Genomic DNA, 12679 nt, shown 5'->3' on the forward strand with positions numbered 1-12679 from the left:
ATTTACCTGTTGGCTTCTCGCGCGGGAAAGGGCACTACGTTAGCGGATGGAATGTAAGCATCCTGTTGAAGCGGATCGAACTCGGGCATCGTGGCGAACAGGATTTCCTGGATCGCTTCGATGTCATACGAGGCAATGGCCTCGCGCAGCCGGGGCACGTTGGCCAGCACCAGGTCACGCGAGAAAGTACGCACGTCGGCCTCCAGCACCTTGGGATGCGAGGTCGGCCGATAGTCCTCGTCCGAGTAGAACAGGGTTTCGTGCAGTTTTTCGCCCGGACGCAGCCCGGTATAGATGATCGCGATGTCCTTGTACGGCTGCTTGCCGGCCAGCCGGATCATCTGCTCGGCCAGCACCCGGATCGGCACCGGCTCCCCCATGTCCAGCGTATAGATGGCGCCGTGGGACGCAGAGGCCGCGGCCTGCAGGATCAGCTGGCAGGCCTCGGGAATGGTCATGAAATAGCGCGTCACCTCCGGATCGGTGACCGTGACCGGGCCGCCCTTGAGGATCTGCTCGCGGAATACCGGCACCACGCTGCCGGCCGAAGCCAGCACGTTGCCGAAGCGCACCGTGACGAAGCGGGTGTGCGTGGATTTCTGGTCCAGGCTCTGGCAGATCATCTCCGCATAGCGCTTGCTGGCGCCGAGCGAATTGACCGGATCCACCGCCTTGTCGGTGGAGATGAACACGAAGTGCTCCACCTTGGCTTCCAGGCAGGCACGTGCCACGTTTTCGGTGGACAGGATGTTGTTGCGCACCGCTTCGCGCAGCTGGCGTTCCAGCACCGGCACCTGCTTGTAGGCGGCAGCATGGAAGGTCGCCTCGACGCGGTGCAGCGACAGCGCATGGCGGATCACCGCAGGATCGCCACAGTCGCCGAGCACGGCCTCGACTTCGATATCGGGAAAGCTGCGGCGCAGTTCGGCCTCGATGGTCAGCAGCAGCAGCTCGCTCATCTCCAGCAGCACGATGCGCCCTGCCCCATGGCGGGCACACTGGCGACACAGTTCCGAGCCGATGGAGCCGCCGGCGCCGGTGACCAGCACGGTACGCCCGCCCAGCCAGTTGCGGATCAATGCCCAATCCGGCTGGATCGGCTTGCGACCCAACAGGTCTTCGATGGCCACTTCCTTCAGCTGGCCGGGCAGCGACTGCCCCTGCAGGATGTCACTGAGCTTGGGCACGGTACGGAAGGGAACACCGGTGCTTTCGCACAGGCCGACCACGCGCTGCATGCCGACTGCATCCAGCGAAGGAATGGCGATGACGATCAGCCGCGCCGCGGTTTCGCGCGCGACGGCCGCGGCATCGTCCAGCGTGCCCAGGATGGGCAGGTCCTGCAGCTTGGCGCCCTGCAGGTGCGGCGCATCGTCGAGCAGGCCGACCGGCTCGAACTCACCGGATCGGCGCAGGTCACGCACCAGCGCCTCGGCGGCCTGGCCGGCGCCCAGGATCAGCACCCGCTTGCCGCTGGAATCGGACTGCAACGCCTGGTAGTCCTTCCACGCCCGGTACAACAGGCGGGGCGCGCCCAGCAGTGCCGACAGTGCGAACGGATAGATCACCAGCACCGACATCGGCACGCCATTGAAGCGCTTCCATGCCAGGGTCAGCACGATGGCGACCAGGCCGATGAAGCTGGCCTTGAAGATGTTGATCAGGTCGGCCACGCTGGCAAAGCGCCATAGCCCGCGGTACAGCCCCACCCGCCAGAACACCAGCGCCTGGATGCCCAGCACCAGCGAGGTATCCACGTTCCAGAGCGGAAGCGCCGGCGCGTCGGGGAGGATGGAGTAGCGGCCGGCATGCAGCAACTGCCAGCACGCCCAGACCATGAACAGATCATGGGCAATGATGGCGGCCCGCGGCAACAGCGCGGTGATTCGATTACGCCTGAATGACATGACCAGTACAGATCCTCAATGATTGCGCAGGCGAACGCGCATGACACCCCACAGGCAGGCCAACAGCCCACCCCAGGCGACCGCCACGCCACCTTGCTGCAGTGAAGGCAGCGAAGCAATGGCTACCAGTACCGCCGATCCGCTGAAACCCAGCAGAATATACACGCCGGTCACGCGTGTGTGGCTGGCACCGGCCTTAACTGCACGCTGGTAGACGTGCTGTGTATGCGGCTCCATCCAACGCTGCCCGGAGAGCATGCGGGAAAGCAGTGTGAAGCCCGCGTCCACGAGGAAGGCCATGAGGGGCACCAGCAACGCCAGCCAATTGATGTCGGTAGCCACGCTGGCCAACGCTACGAACGCGGCCAGCAGATAGCCCAGCGCCCCACTGCCGACGTCGCCCATAAAGATCCGCGCACGCGGAAAATTGAACGGCAGGAAACCCAGGCAGGCGGCCGCCAGCGCCAGCGGAGCGAAGGCGTAGGGCGCCGGCATGACCGCCGCCAGCCCCAGCGCGGCGACCACGGCCTGGCTGCTGGCGATGCCGTTGATGCCATCCATGAAATTCCACAGGTTCACCAGCGCGGTGGCGACCAGGAACACCAGCACCGCCTGCAGCAGGTTGCCGGTGGCCTGCCAGGCCAACCCGGCCAGCAACGCCCCGGCCAGCATGTGCACCAGCAATCGCCATAGCGCCGGCAATGGGCGATGGTCATCCCACCAGCCGATGCCGGCCACCAGCAGCAGGCCAACGGCGAACACGATCAGCCGCGGTGCCGCCGCAGGAAAGCAGAAGGCCGCTGCCAGCGTGGCCAGCAGCACGGTCAGTACGATGGCGATGCCGCCACCGCGCGGGGTCGCGACATGGTGGCTGCGACGCTCGCCGGGCTGGTCCACGAGTTGCCGATGCAGTGCGTAACGGCGCGCCAGCCACGTCAACGATGCGGCGAGCAGCACCAGCACCAGCAGGGCAATCGCCGCTTCAGCACGCCCCATCGATCACAACACCGCGTAGTTCAGCAGCGGCTTGACCGTGCCCCATTCCTTGCAGCTGGGGCATTGCCAATGATGGGTGCGCGCGCCGAACCCGCAGCGGGTGCAGCGGTAAGCCGGATTGCGCACCAGCAACTGGTCGGTGATGTGCTTGAGATCATGCAGGGTGGCGGTGGGGTCGGCGCCCTCGGCCAGGGTAAGGTCGATCAGCGCCGACTCTCCCCGCACCGACGGCCGGTCCTTGAGCTGGCGCCCCAGGTAGGCCCGCGCCGGCGAAACACCCTCCTGCTCTTCCATCAACCGGGTCAGCGCCAGCACCGGCGCGATGCCGCGGTAATGCTCGGTCATTTCCGACAGGAAGCTGCGCGCGCCGCCGAGATCGCCCACCTTGCGGTAGTTCTGCATCAACGGCTGCAGCACTTCGGGCAGGTATTCGGGATCGTTGCGCGCGGCACGTTCAAAGGCGCGCACCGCGGCCTCCGCGTTGCCGGCGTCAGTCTCCAGGCGCCCCTCGATGATGCCGGCACGCACGGACATCGCATCGGCCTGGTATGCGCGGGCAATCGCTGCACGCGCCTCGTCCAGCTTGCCGGCACCGCGGAAACGCTCGGCCAGTTCGCATTCGAACTGCCCCACCAGCTTACCCATCGGCTCGCCGGTCACTTCCTCGAAGCGCGTCGCGTTGTCGATGGCCTTTTCCCAGTCGCGCTCGGCCTGGTAGATGCCGATCAGGTGCTTGAGCGCCTGCGGAGCACGCTGGTCGATCTGCGCCAGCTCGCTGAACACGGTTTCGGCACGGTCCAGCAGGCCGGACTTCATGTAGTCCTCGCCCAGCGCCAGCAATGCCTGCACGCGCTGCGCGTCACTCAGGTCGGAGCGGTTGACCAGCCCCTGGTGCAGGCGGATGGCACGATCCACTTCGCCGCGACGACGGAACAGGTGCCCCAGCGCGACCTGGGTCTCGAAGGTTTCCTTGTCCAGTTCGGCGATATGCAGGAACAGCTCGATGGCCTTGTCCGGCTGCTCGTTGAGCAGGTAGTTCAGGCCACGGAAATAGGTACTGGACAGGCGGCTGACCTGGTTGTCCCCATGGCGCTGGCCACCACGGCGGCCAATGATCCAGCCGGCCAGTGCAGCCAGCGGAACGAACAGGAAGAACCAGAAATATTCGGTGACGAAATCCATCTTCGATCAGCGTCCATCAAACGTAGAAACGGGGGGAACCGCCGGCGATGCCGAGGCGGTCTTGTTGGCGCGCCGCAACTGGGTGTAGAGCGGGACGACCACGCTCACCAGCACCAGCCCGGCACCCACCACCACTCCGACCAGCAACGCGGCGATCATCGCCACGCCGACCGAAGTGTGCAATTGGGTGAAAACCAGGTTGATCGTCATCTCGGTCATGTTGACCGCACCGATGATCAATCCAACGACCAGCACTGCCAGCAGGACCAGCAAACGGAAAACTTTCATGCGACCGCTCCAGTCACGGAAGGCTGTAGCTTATCCGACTCGATGGCCGGACCGCACGCGGCATGCAGGAATCAGGCCGGATCGGCGTCCTGCGGAGCCACGTCGCTGACCCGCTCGCGAAGCTCCTTGCCCGGCTTGAAATGCGGGACATGCTTGCCCGGCAATGCCACCGACTGCCCGGTCTTGGGGTTGCGCCCCAGCCGCGGCGGACGGTAATGCAGGGAAAAACTGCCGAAACCACGGATCTCGATCCGGTCGCCGGCCGACAACGAACCCCCCATCATTTCCAGCAATGACTTCACCGCCAGATCGACATCATCGGCCTTCAGGTGCGCCTGCCGGCGCGCGAGGATTTCGATCAGTTCGGATTTGGTCATTACGGGCTCTTCGAGGGTCTCAAACCCTGAAACGGCCCGGACATCTGTCCGGGCCGCCCAGGAAACTACGACAGCGGGAAGCCGATTACTCGGACTTGTTGCCGCCCAGCTGTGCACGCAGCAGCGCGCCAAGCTGGGTCATGCCTGCCGAAGAGGAGGACTGGTAGTCTTCCAGCACTTCGCGCATTTCCGCATCGTCCTTGGCCTTGATCGACAGCTGCAGGGTACGGCCCTTGCGGTCCATGCCCACGAACTTGGCTTCGATCTTGTCGCCGACCTTCAGGTGCTGGGTCGCATCGTCGACACGGTCGACGGAGATATCGCGGGCAGCAACATAGCCCTCGATGCCGTCGGCCAGGTCGATGATGGCGCCCTTGGCGTCCACTTCCTTGACCACGCCTTCAACCTTGGAACCCTTCGGGTTGACCGCCATGAACTGGCCGAACGGGTCCTGCTCCAGCTGCTTGACGCCCAGGCTGATGCGCTCGCGCTCCGGATCGACGGCCAGGACCACTGCGTCCAGGTTGTCGCCCTTCTTGAAGTTGCGGACGATGTCTTCGCCGGTGGTGTTCCAGCTGATGTCGGACAGGTGCACCAGGCCATCGATGCCGCCGTCCAGGCCGATGAAGATGCCGAAGTCGGTGATCGACTTGATCTGGCCGGACACCTTGTCACCCTTCTTGTGGGTGGCAGCGAAGGTTTCCCACGGATTGGCGGCAACCTGCTTCATGCCCAGCGAGATGCGGCGGCGCTCTTCGTCGCAATCCAGCACCATCACTTCGACTTCGTCACCCACCTGCACGACCTTGGACGGATTGACGTTCTTGTTGGTCCAATCCATTTCCGACACGTGCACCAGGCCTTCCACGCCCGGCTCGATCTCGACGAACGCGCCGTAATCGGTCACGTTGGAGACCTTGCCGAACACGCGGCTGTTGGCCGGGTAACGACGCGAGATGTTATCCCACGGATCTTCGCCCAGCTGCTTCAGGCCCAGCGAAACGCGGTTGCGCTCGCGGTCGAACTTCAGCACGCGCACGTCCAGCTCGTCGCCGACATTCACGACTTCGGACGGATGGCGCACGCGCTTCCATGCCATGTCGGTGATGTGCAGCAGGCCGTCGATGCCGCCCAGGTCCACGAACGCGCCGTAGTCGGTCAGGTTCTTGACGACACCCTTCAGGATCGCGCCTTCCTGCAGCTTGTCCATCAGCTGCTCGCGCTCTTCCGAGTGCTCGCTTTCGACGACAGCGCGGCGCGACACCACGACGTTGTTACGCTTGCGGTCCAGCTTGATGAGCTTGAATTCCAGCTCCTTGCCTTCCAGGTAGGCCGGATCGCGCACGGGGCGCACATCCACCAGGGAACCCGGCAGGAACGCGCGGACATCCTTGATGTCCACGGTGAAACCACCCTTGACCTTGCCGCTGATGCGGCCGGTGATGGTTTCGTTCTTTTCCAACGCTTCTTCCAGCTCGTCCCACACCATCGCGCGCTTGGCCTTCTCGCGCGACAGGACGGTTTCGCCGAAGCCATTCTCGATGGAGTCGAGGGCGACCTTGACGACATCGCCTTCGGCGACGTCGATTTCGCCAGCGTCGTTACGGAACTGTTCGATCGGCACGATGCCTTCGGACTTCAGCCCGGCGTTGATCACCACGACATCGCCGCGGACTTCCACGACGGTACCGCTGACGATGGAGCCCGGCTTCAGCTTGGCCAGGTTGGCCTGGCTGGCTTCAAACAGTTCGGCAAAAGATTCGGTCATTAGATTTACTCTGTTGAACACATGGGTCGGCTGGTTCCTTCGAGGAATGCCTGCCGCCCGCCTGTTGGTCGACCCCGGTAAAGCAGGCCGTGTGTGAAGTGGTTAAACCGCCACGCATCATTGCGCGACGGAGCTTTTACTACATTGCGATGCATGTTGCCTTGGTACTGCGACCACCGGCATTGCCGGCGGCACTCCCACGCGAACGGATCAGGCAGCCGGAACCGGAAGCAGATCCATCACTCGTGCAACGACATCATCGATGCCGATACCAGTGGTATCGATGAGGACGGCATCGTCTGCCGGCTTCAGGGGCGCCACGGTGCGCTGTGCATCACGGGCGTCTCGGGCCATGATCTCGCGCAGGAGGTCATCAAAGCTAACAGAAACCCCCTTGTCTTTCAACTGCTTATGCCGGCGCTCGGCGCGTTCCTCGGCACTGGCGGTCAGGAAGACCTTGTACTGGGCGTCAGGGAAGATCACCGTGCCCATGTCGCGGCCGTCGGCCACCAGGCCAGGGGCGATCCTGAATGCGCGCTGGCGCTCCTTCAATGCGTTGCGCACCTCCGGGATGGCCGCAATGGCCGAGGCCAGCGCTCCGGTGGTCTCCAGCCGCAGCTCGTCGGTCGCGTCGGTCCCGTTCACCAGTACCCGCAGCCCTTCGCCCTGCTCGACGAACTGGACCTTGGTGTCGAAGGTGCAGCGGACCAGCGCCGAGGCGTCGGAGGTGTCGATATCGGCCCAGCTGGCCGCCACGCCCACCGCCCGGTACAGGGCACCGGAGTCCAGGTAATGCCAGCCCAGCCGGCGCGCGACGATGCGGCTGATGGTACCCTTGCCGGCCCCGGATGGGCCGTCGATGGTCAGGACGGAAGCGAGTACGGACATGGGGTTTCCAGCGGCTGTGAAGGGCTCATTCTAGCCCCAGCCTGACCGCCTGCTGCGATTGCTTTGTGCAACCACTTGAAACCATGGAAAAAAGCCCGGTAGAATGGCGGGCTTGAACGAGCGTCAACGCCGATTGTCTTTCGCATATCGCGGCCACGCTCCACTTGAACACTTACGTTTACGCCGAGGTATGCCATGAAAGTCCTGTCCTCCCTGAAGTCGGCGAAGGCCCGTCACCGTGACTGCAAGGTCGTGCGTCGTCGTGGCAAGATCTTCGTCATCTGCAAGTCGAACCCGCGTTTCAAGGCGCGCCAGCGCTGAGTTGGCCGGCCTTCGTGGCCGTCCACGGGTCCTTCGCGGGGCCGGTTTGATGCCGAAAGCCGCCTCAGGGCGGCTTTCTGCTTTATTCATGCTGTAATCGCCGTTCTTGACCACTGGGGAGTTGCTCGAGATGAAGCGTTACCTTTACACCATGGCCGTGATGGCCGCCCTTGCCGCCGCCGCACCGGCGCTGGCCGATACGCTGCTGGTCGATCGCGCCGCCGGGAAGCCGGCCGGGGCACTGCCGGTGCGTGGACAGAGCATGCAGCAGGTACAGGACCGGTTCGGCGCACCGTCGGAGCAACTGGATCCGCGCGGCGGGCAGAAGCGCCAATGGCCAACCATCAACCGCTGGGTCTACCCGCAGTTCACCGTCTACTTCGAGAAGCAGAAGGTGATCGACGTGGTGGCCAACAAGGCGGCCCCGAACGAGATCGGCCCCCGGCCGGCCATCCGTTGACGACCCCACGCCCGCACCCATGCGGGCATCCGTAGCGAGCCCATGAACCAGAACCTTCGTTTTCCCGCCGAATGGGAAGCCCAGAGCGGCATCCTGATTGCCTGGCCGACCGCCGACACCGACTGGGCCGACCGCCTGGGCCAGGTGGAAGAAACGTACATCGCGCTGGTCACGGCGATCACCCGCTTCCAGCCGGTGATGATCTGCGTGGCCGACGATGACGTGGAAACGTATGCCGAGATGCGCCTGCGCTCCAACCGCATCGACATGGACCGCGTCCACTTCGTGACCGCGCAGTACGACGACACCTGGCTGCGCGATTCCGGCCCGATTTCGCTCAAGCGCGCCAACGGCGGCTTCCACCTGCTCGATTTCCGCTTCACCGGCTGGGGCGGCAAGTTCGACGCCAGCCTGGATGACCAGCTGGTTGGCGTGCTGCACGAGGCCGGCGTGTTCGCCAACGCCGAACGGCAGAGCATTCCGTTCGCGCTGGAAGGTGGCGGCATCGAGACCGACGGTGCAGGCACCCTGCTGACCACGTGGAAGTGCCTGCACGAACGTCACCCGGACCGCGACCGCGCCTCGCTCAGTTCCGACATGGCCGGCTGGCTGCAGCAGGACCGGGTACTGTGGCTCGACCATGGTTACCTGGAAGGCGATGACACCGATGCGCACATCGACACGCTGGCGCGTTTCGCGTCGGCGGACAGCATCGTCTACCAGGCCTGCGATGACGTTTCCGATTCCCACCATGCCGAACTGCAGGCGATGGGCGATGAACTGGCCGCACTGCGTACGGCCGATGGCCAACCGTATCGCCTGTTCCCGCTGCCGTGGCCGCAGCCGGTGATCGACGAGGGCCGTCGCCTGGCGGCATCGTATGCGAACTTCCTGATCATCAACGGGGCGGTGCTGATGCCGGCCTACGGGGACGATGCCGACGATGCGGCGCGTGACGTGCTGGCCGCGGCGTTCCCGGACCGCGAGATCGTGCAGGTTCCGTGCCGGGCGCTGATCTGGCAGAACGGGAGCCTGCATTGCATCACGATGCAGTTGCCGGCGGGGTTGCTGGCGAACGGCTGAGCCCCTCGTGGCTGGCGGCTGTGTGGCCTTGTGGCCCCTGACCCAGGGGCTCCCTCCACCCGACACGTTGCGGGGATCTGGGGGATCTGTAGCGCCGAGCCATGCTCGGCGGCTCTTCGCTGGGGCGACCGGATACATTCCGCCGGGCATGGCCCGGCGCTACCCGCTGCCGCATTGCGCGTGTCCCGCCAACCTACCCCGCCCCACCACCCGGCCCCCTGACAGGTTCCGGGGGCCGCCGGCCACGTAAGAAAAATTGGTAGAGCGGGGCCATGCCCCGCTGCCGTTCGCGCGATGCCGAAAACAAGAGCAGCGGGGGCATGGCCCTGCTCTACCCATCTCCCATTCCGCCGGGCATGGCCCGGCGCTACCCGCTGCCGCATTGCGCGTGTCCCGCCCCACCAACCCCCGCCCTGCAGCTTCGGCTTTACGCTTCGGTTTCTGCCGACCGCAGGCCGGCCAATCTCGCCATTCAGCCGCCGCCACGCCACGTTCCGGCATCCGCGTTAACATGCGTGTTTTCCCTTGCAGGACCGCATCCGGATGAGCCCCCGCCAGCCCCTTACCGTCGCCCTGATCCAGGAGCGCAACCACGGTGATGCCGCCGCCAACCTCGCCGTGATCGAATCGCGCGTGGCTGAAGCCGCCGCGCAGGGCGCCAGGCTGGTGCTGTTGCAGGAACTGCATAACGGTGCGTACTTCTGCCAGCATGAAAACGTCGACGAGTTCGACCTGGCCGAGCCGATCCCCGGTCCCAGCACCGAGCGCATCGGTGCGCTGGCCAGGCAGCATGGTGTCGTGATCGTCGCCTCGCTGTTCGAGCGTCGTGCCGCCGGCCTGTACCACAACACCGCCGTGGTCTTCGAGAAAGACGGCACGCTGCTGGGCAAGTACCGCAAGATGCACATCCCGGATGATCCGGGCTTCTACGAGAAATTCTATTTCACCCCGGGCGACCTGGGCTTCACCCCGATCGACACCTCGGTCGGCCGTCTCGGCGTGCTGGTCTGCTGGGACCAGTGGTACCCCGAAGCCGCCCGCCTGATGGCGCTGGCCGGCGCCGAGCTGCTGCTCTACCCCACCGCCATCGGCTGGGACCCCGACGACGCGCAGGACGAAAAGGACCGCCAGCGCGATGCATGGGTGCTGAGCCACCGCGGCCATGCCGTGGCCAATGGCGTGCCGGTGCTGAGCTGCAACCGGGTGGGCCACGAGCCCTCGCCACTGGGTGCATCGGGCATCCAGTTCTGGGGCAACAGCCACGTGCTGGGCCCGCAGGGCGAGTTCATCGCCGAAGCGGGCACCGATGAAACCGTACTGGTGTGCGAGGTCGACCTGCAGCGCAGCGAGCACGTGCGCCGCATCTGGCCATTCCTGCGCGATCGCCGCATCGACGCCTACGGCGACCTGCTCAAGCGTTACATCGACTGACTTCCTGCCGGAACCGCACCCATGGGCATGCTTATCCGTGATGTCGGCGATGCCGACATCGCCGCGATCACCGCGATCTACGCGGTGGAAGTGACCGATTTCGTCAACACCTACGAATACGACATCCCGGACGCAGCTGAAATGTCGCGACGGATGCAGGACATCGTCTCCCGCGGCTTTCCGTACATCGTCGCCGAGATCGAGGGCGAGGTGGCCGGCTATGCCTATGCCAACACCTACCGCACCCGCGTGGCCTACCAGTGGACCGTGGAGAATTCGGTCTACGTGGATGCGCGCTTCCAGGGCCGCGGCGTCGGCACCACGCTGCTGCAGGCGCTGATCGATGCCTGCACCGAACGCGGCTACCGGCAGATGGTGGCCGTCATCGGCGAACCGACCAATACCGCTTCGATCAAGCTGCATGAGCGCTTCGGCTTCCATCTGGTCGGCGTGTTCCAGGGCCTCGGCCGCAAGCATGGCCGTTGGCTGGACACGGTGCAGATGCAGCGCGCACTGGGTGACGGCGTCGACAGCGCCCCTTCAAATGAGTGAGAGCATGACTGAAACCACCCCTCCCCTTTCCGGCGACGACCTGTCCGGCGATGCACTGTTCGCCGGACAGCCTGTGCGCATCGTCGAACGCGATGGCGTGCGTTACACCTTGCTCGGCACGGCGCACGTTTCGCATGCCAGCGTGGAGGCCGTCGAACGGGCGATCGACAGTGGTCGCTTCGACGCCGTCGCCGTGGAGCTGGATCCGCAGCGCCTGCAGGCACTGACCGAACCGGACACGCTGGCCAAGCTGGACCTGGTGGAGGTGATCCGCAAGGGCCGCGTAGCGCTGTTCGCCGCCAACCTGGCGTTGTCGGCCTACCAGCGCCGCCTGGCCGAACAGTTGGGGATCGAACCAGGCGCCGAGCTCAAGCGTGCAGTGACCCTGGCCCGTGAACGGGACCTGCCGGTCCACCTGATCGACCGCGAGGTGGGCCTGACCTTCAAGCGCGCGTCACAGCAGTTGGGCTTCTTCGGCAAGATCAAGCTGATGACCGGCCTGGCAGCGGGCCTGTTCTCTTCCGATGAAGTCGGCAGCGACGAAATCGAGAAGTTGAAACAGGGCGACATGCTGGAATCGAGCTTCGGCGAGTTCGCCAAGGAAAGCCCCGCGCTGTACGACGCCATCATTGGCGAGCGCGACCGCTACATGGCCACGCGGCTGCGTGAAGAACGTGCGCTGCAGGGCGTGGAGCCCGCCCAGCGCGAGGTGCTGGCGGTGGTCGGCGCCGGCCATCTGGCCGGCCTGGCAAGCTACCTGGAAACGGACAACGAAGCGCCGGTACCGCTGCGTACGCAGCTGGAAGCGGTGGGCAGGAAGCGCAACATCCCGTGGTTCACCCTGGCCATCCTGGCCATCGTGGCCACCGGCATCGGCGTGGGTTTCTACCGTGGCGGCCTGGGCGTGGGCACCGAACTGCTGGCGGTGTGGGCGATGTACACCGGCGGCCTGGCCGGGCTGGGCTGCCTGCTGGCAGGCAGCCATCCGCTGAGCATCCTCACCGCGATTGTGGTGGCCCCGTTCAAGCCGTTCCGCCTGAGCATTCCGACGGGCGCGTTCGCCGCGCTGGTGGAAGCACGCCTGCGCAAGCCGGCCTACGAGGACTTCCTCAAGCTGCGCGACGACGCGCAGACGCTGAAGGGCTGGTACCGCAACCGCGTCACCCGCGTGGTGCTGACCTTCATGCTGACCAACATCGGCAGCATGCTGGGTTTGTGGCTGACCGGGTTCCAGGTGTGGGGCAAGGTCGCCAGCTGACCCGCTAAGGTAGCGCCGACCCATGGTCAGCGAGCGCAGCGGGCCGTGGGCGGCAGGAATTCCGCCGAGCATGGCTCGGCGCTACCCGAGCGCGTGCCGGTTGGGTGGCGGTAGCGCCGACCCATGGTCGGCGAGCGCAGCGGGCCGTGGGCGGCAGGAATTCCGCCG

General features: G+C 65.2%; 13 protein-coding genes. 6 read left to right on the top strand and 7 right to left on the bottom strand.

The window, feature by feature from the left end; translation table 11 throughout:
- Window positions 1-2 precede the first annotated feature (2 nt).
- From H4O11_RS12715 to cmk, 7 genes are all read right to left on the bottom strand, one after another.
- Complete coding sequence (locus tag H4O11_RS12715; RefSeq protein ID WP_182339795.1) at window positions 3-1907, bottom strand: polysaccharide biosynthesis protein; 1905 nt, start codon at window positions 1905-1907, stop codon at window positions 3-5.
- Between the two features lie 15 nt (window positions 1908-1922).
- Window positions 1923-2903 (bottom strand): MraY family glycosyltransferase, encoded by a 981-nt coding sequence (locus H4O11_RS12720; protein ID WP_182339796.1) that lies wholly within the window; start codon window positions 2901-2903, stop codon window positions 1923-1925.
- Window positions 2904-2906: 3 nt separating this feature from the next.
- Window positions 2907-4085 (bottom strand): lipopolysaccharide assembly protein LapB, encoded by a 1179-nt coding sequence (lapB, locus tag H4O11_RS12725; RefSeq protein WP_182339797.1) that lies wholly within the window; start codon window positions 4083-4085, stop codon window positions 2907-2909.
- 6 nt (window positions 4086-4091) lie between these two features.
- On the bottom strand, window positions 4092-4373 hold the full coding sequence (locus H4O11_RS12730; RefSeq protein ID WP_182339798.1) for a lipopolysaccharide assembly protein LapA domain-containing protein: 282 nt from the start codon (window positions 4371-4373) through the stop codon (window positions 4092-4094).
- Window positions 4374-4444: 71 nt separating this feature from the next.
- Window positions 4445-4750, bottom strand: coding sequence for an integration host factor subunit beta (locus H4O11_RS12735; RefSeq protein WP_182339799.1), 306 nt, complete (start codon window positions 4748-4750; stop codon window positions 4445-4447).
- Window positions 4751-4835: 85 nt separating this feature from the next.
- On the bottom strand, window positions 4836-6518 hold the full coding sequence (gene rpsA, locus H4O11_RS12740) for a 30S ribosomal protein S1 (protein WP_182339800.1): 1683 nt from the start codon (window positions 6516-6518) through the stop codon (window positions 4836-4838).
- Between the two features lie 210 nt (window positions 6519-6728).
- On the bottom strand, window positions 6729-7406 hold the full coding sequence (cmk, locus tag H4O11_RS12745) for a (d)CMP kinase (protein WP_182339801.1): 678 nt from the start codon (window positions 7404-7406) through the stop codon (window positions 6729-6731).
- 195 nt (window positions 7407-7601) lie between these two features.
- On the opposite strand from cmk, the gene ykgO reads away from it, so the two are divergent.
- From ykgO to H4O11_RS12775, 6 genes are all read left to right on the top strand, one after another.
- On the top strand, window positions 7602-7727 hold the full coding sequence (ykgO, locus tag H4O11_RS12750) for a type B 50S ribosomal protein L36 (protein WP_005409283.1): 126 nt from the start codon (window positions 7602-7604) through the stop codon (window positions 7725-7727).
- Window positions 7728-7857: 130 nt separating this feature from the next.
- The gene (locus H4O11_RS12755; protein WP_182339802.1) at window positions 7858-8187 is read left to right on the top strand and encodes a hypothetical protein; all 330 of its coding nucleotides are present in this window, start codon (window positions 7858-7860) and stop codon (window positions 8185-8187) included.
- A 42-nt stretch (window positions 8188-8229) separates the two neighbouring features.
- Window positions 8230-9270 (top strand): agmatine deiminase family protein, encoded by a 1041-nt coding sequence (locus H4O11_RS12760; RefSeq protein ID WP_182339803.1) that lies wholly within the window; start codon window positions 8230-8232, stop codon window positions 9268-9270.
- A gap of 543 nt (window positions 9271-9813) precedes the next feature.
- Window positions 9814-10701: a carbon-nitrogen hydrolase gene (locus tag H4O11_RS12765; protein WP_182339804.1), complete on the top strand. Its 888-nt coding sequence runs from the start codon at window positions 9814-9816 to the stop codon at window positions 10699-10701.
- Between the two features lie 21 nt (window positions 10702-10722).
- On the top strand, window positions 10723-11253 hold the full coding sequence (locus tag H4O11_RS12770) for a GNAT family N-acetyltransferase (RefSeq protein ID WP_182339805.1): 531 nt from the start codon (window positions 10723-10725) through the stop codon (window positions 11251-11253).
- A gap of 4 nt (window positions 11254-11257) precedes the next feature.
- On the top strand, window positions 11258-12511 hold the full coding sequence (locus H4O11_RS12775; RefSeq protein ID WP_182339806.1) for a TraB/GumN family protein: 1254 nt from the start codon (window positions 11258-11260) through the stop codon (window positions 12509-12511).
- Window positions 12512-12679: the final 168 nt, after the last annotated feature.

It is taken from the genome of Stenotrophomonas tumulicola, from assembly GCF_014117215.1.
Taxonomy (GTDB): domain Bacteria; phylum Pseudomonadota; class Gammaproteobacteria; order Xanthomonadales; family Xanthomonadaceae; genus Stenotrophomonas; species Stenotrophomonas tumulicola.

Excerpts from the sequence above, each read along its gene's own strand:
- rpsA (WP_182339800.1), bottom strand. The coding sequence starts at position 6,518 with ATGACCGAATCTTTTGCCGAACTGTTTGAAGCCAGCCAGGCCAACCTG.
- lapB (WP_182339797.1), bottom strand. The coding sequence starts at position 4,085 with ATGGATTTCGTCACCGAATATTTCTGGTTCTTCCTGTTCGTTCCGCTG.
- H4O11_RS12760 (WP_182339803.1), top strand. The coding sequence starts at position 8,230 with ATGAACCAGAACCTTCGTTTTCCCGCCGAATGGGAAGCCCAGAGCGGC.
- ykgO (WP_005409283.1), top strand. The coding sequence starts at position 7,602 with ATGAAAGTCCTGTCCTCCCTGAAGTCGGCGAAGGCCCGTCACCGTGAC.
- H4O11_RS12720 (WP_182339796.1), bottom strand. The coding sequence starts at position 2,903 with ATGGGGCGTGCTGAAGCGGCGATTGCCCTGCTGGTGCTGGTGCTGCTC.
- H4O11_RS12765 (WP_182339804.1), top strand. The coding sequence starts at position 9,814 with ATGAGCCCCCGCCAGCCCCTTACCGTCGCCCTGATCCAGGAGCGCAAC.
- H4O11_RS12770 (WP_182339805.1), top strand. The coding sequence starts at position 10,723 with ATGGGCATGCTTATCCGTGATGTCGGCGATGCCGACATCGCCGCGATC.
- H4O11_RS12730 (WP_182339798.1), bottom strand. The coding sequence starts at position 4,373 with ATGAAAGTTTTCCGTTTGCTGGTCCTGCTGGCAGTGCTGGTCGTTGGA.
- H4O11_RS12735 (WP_182339799.1), bottom strand. The coding sequence starts at position 4,750 with ATGACCAAATCCGAACTGATCGAAATCCTCGCGCGCCGGCAGGCGCAC.
- H4O11_RS12755 (WP_182339802.1), top strand. The coding sequence starts at position 7,858 with ATGAAGCGTTACCTTTACACCATGGCCGTGATGGCCGCCCTTGCCGCC.
- H4O11_RS12775 (WP_182339806.1), top strand. The coding sequence starts at position 11,258 with ATGACTGAAACCACCCCTCCCCTTTCCGGCGACGACCTGTCCGGCGAT.
- cmk (WP_182339801.1), bottom strand. The coding sequence starts at position 7,406 with ATGTCCGTACTCGCTTCCGTCCTGACCATCGACGGCCCATCCGGGGCC.
- H4O11_RS12715 (WP_182339795.1), bottom strand. The coding sequence starts at position 1,907 with ATGTCATTCAGGCGTAATCGAATCACCGCGCTGTTGCCGCGGGCCGCC.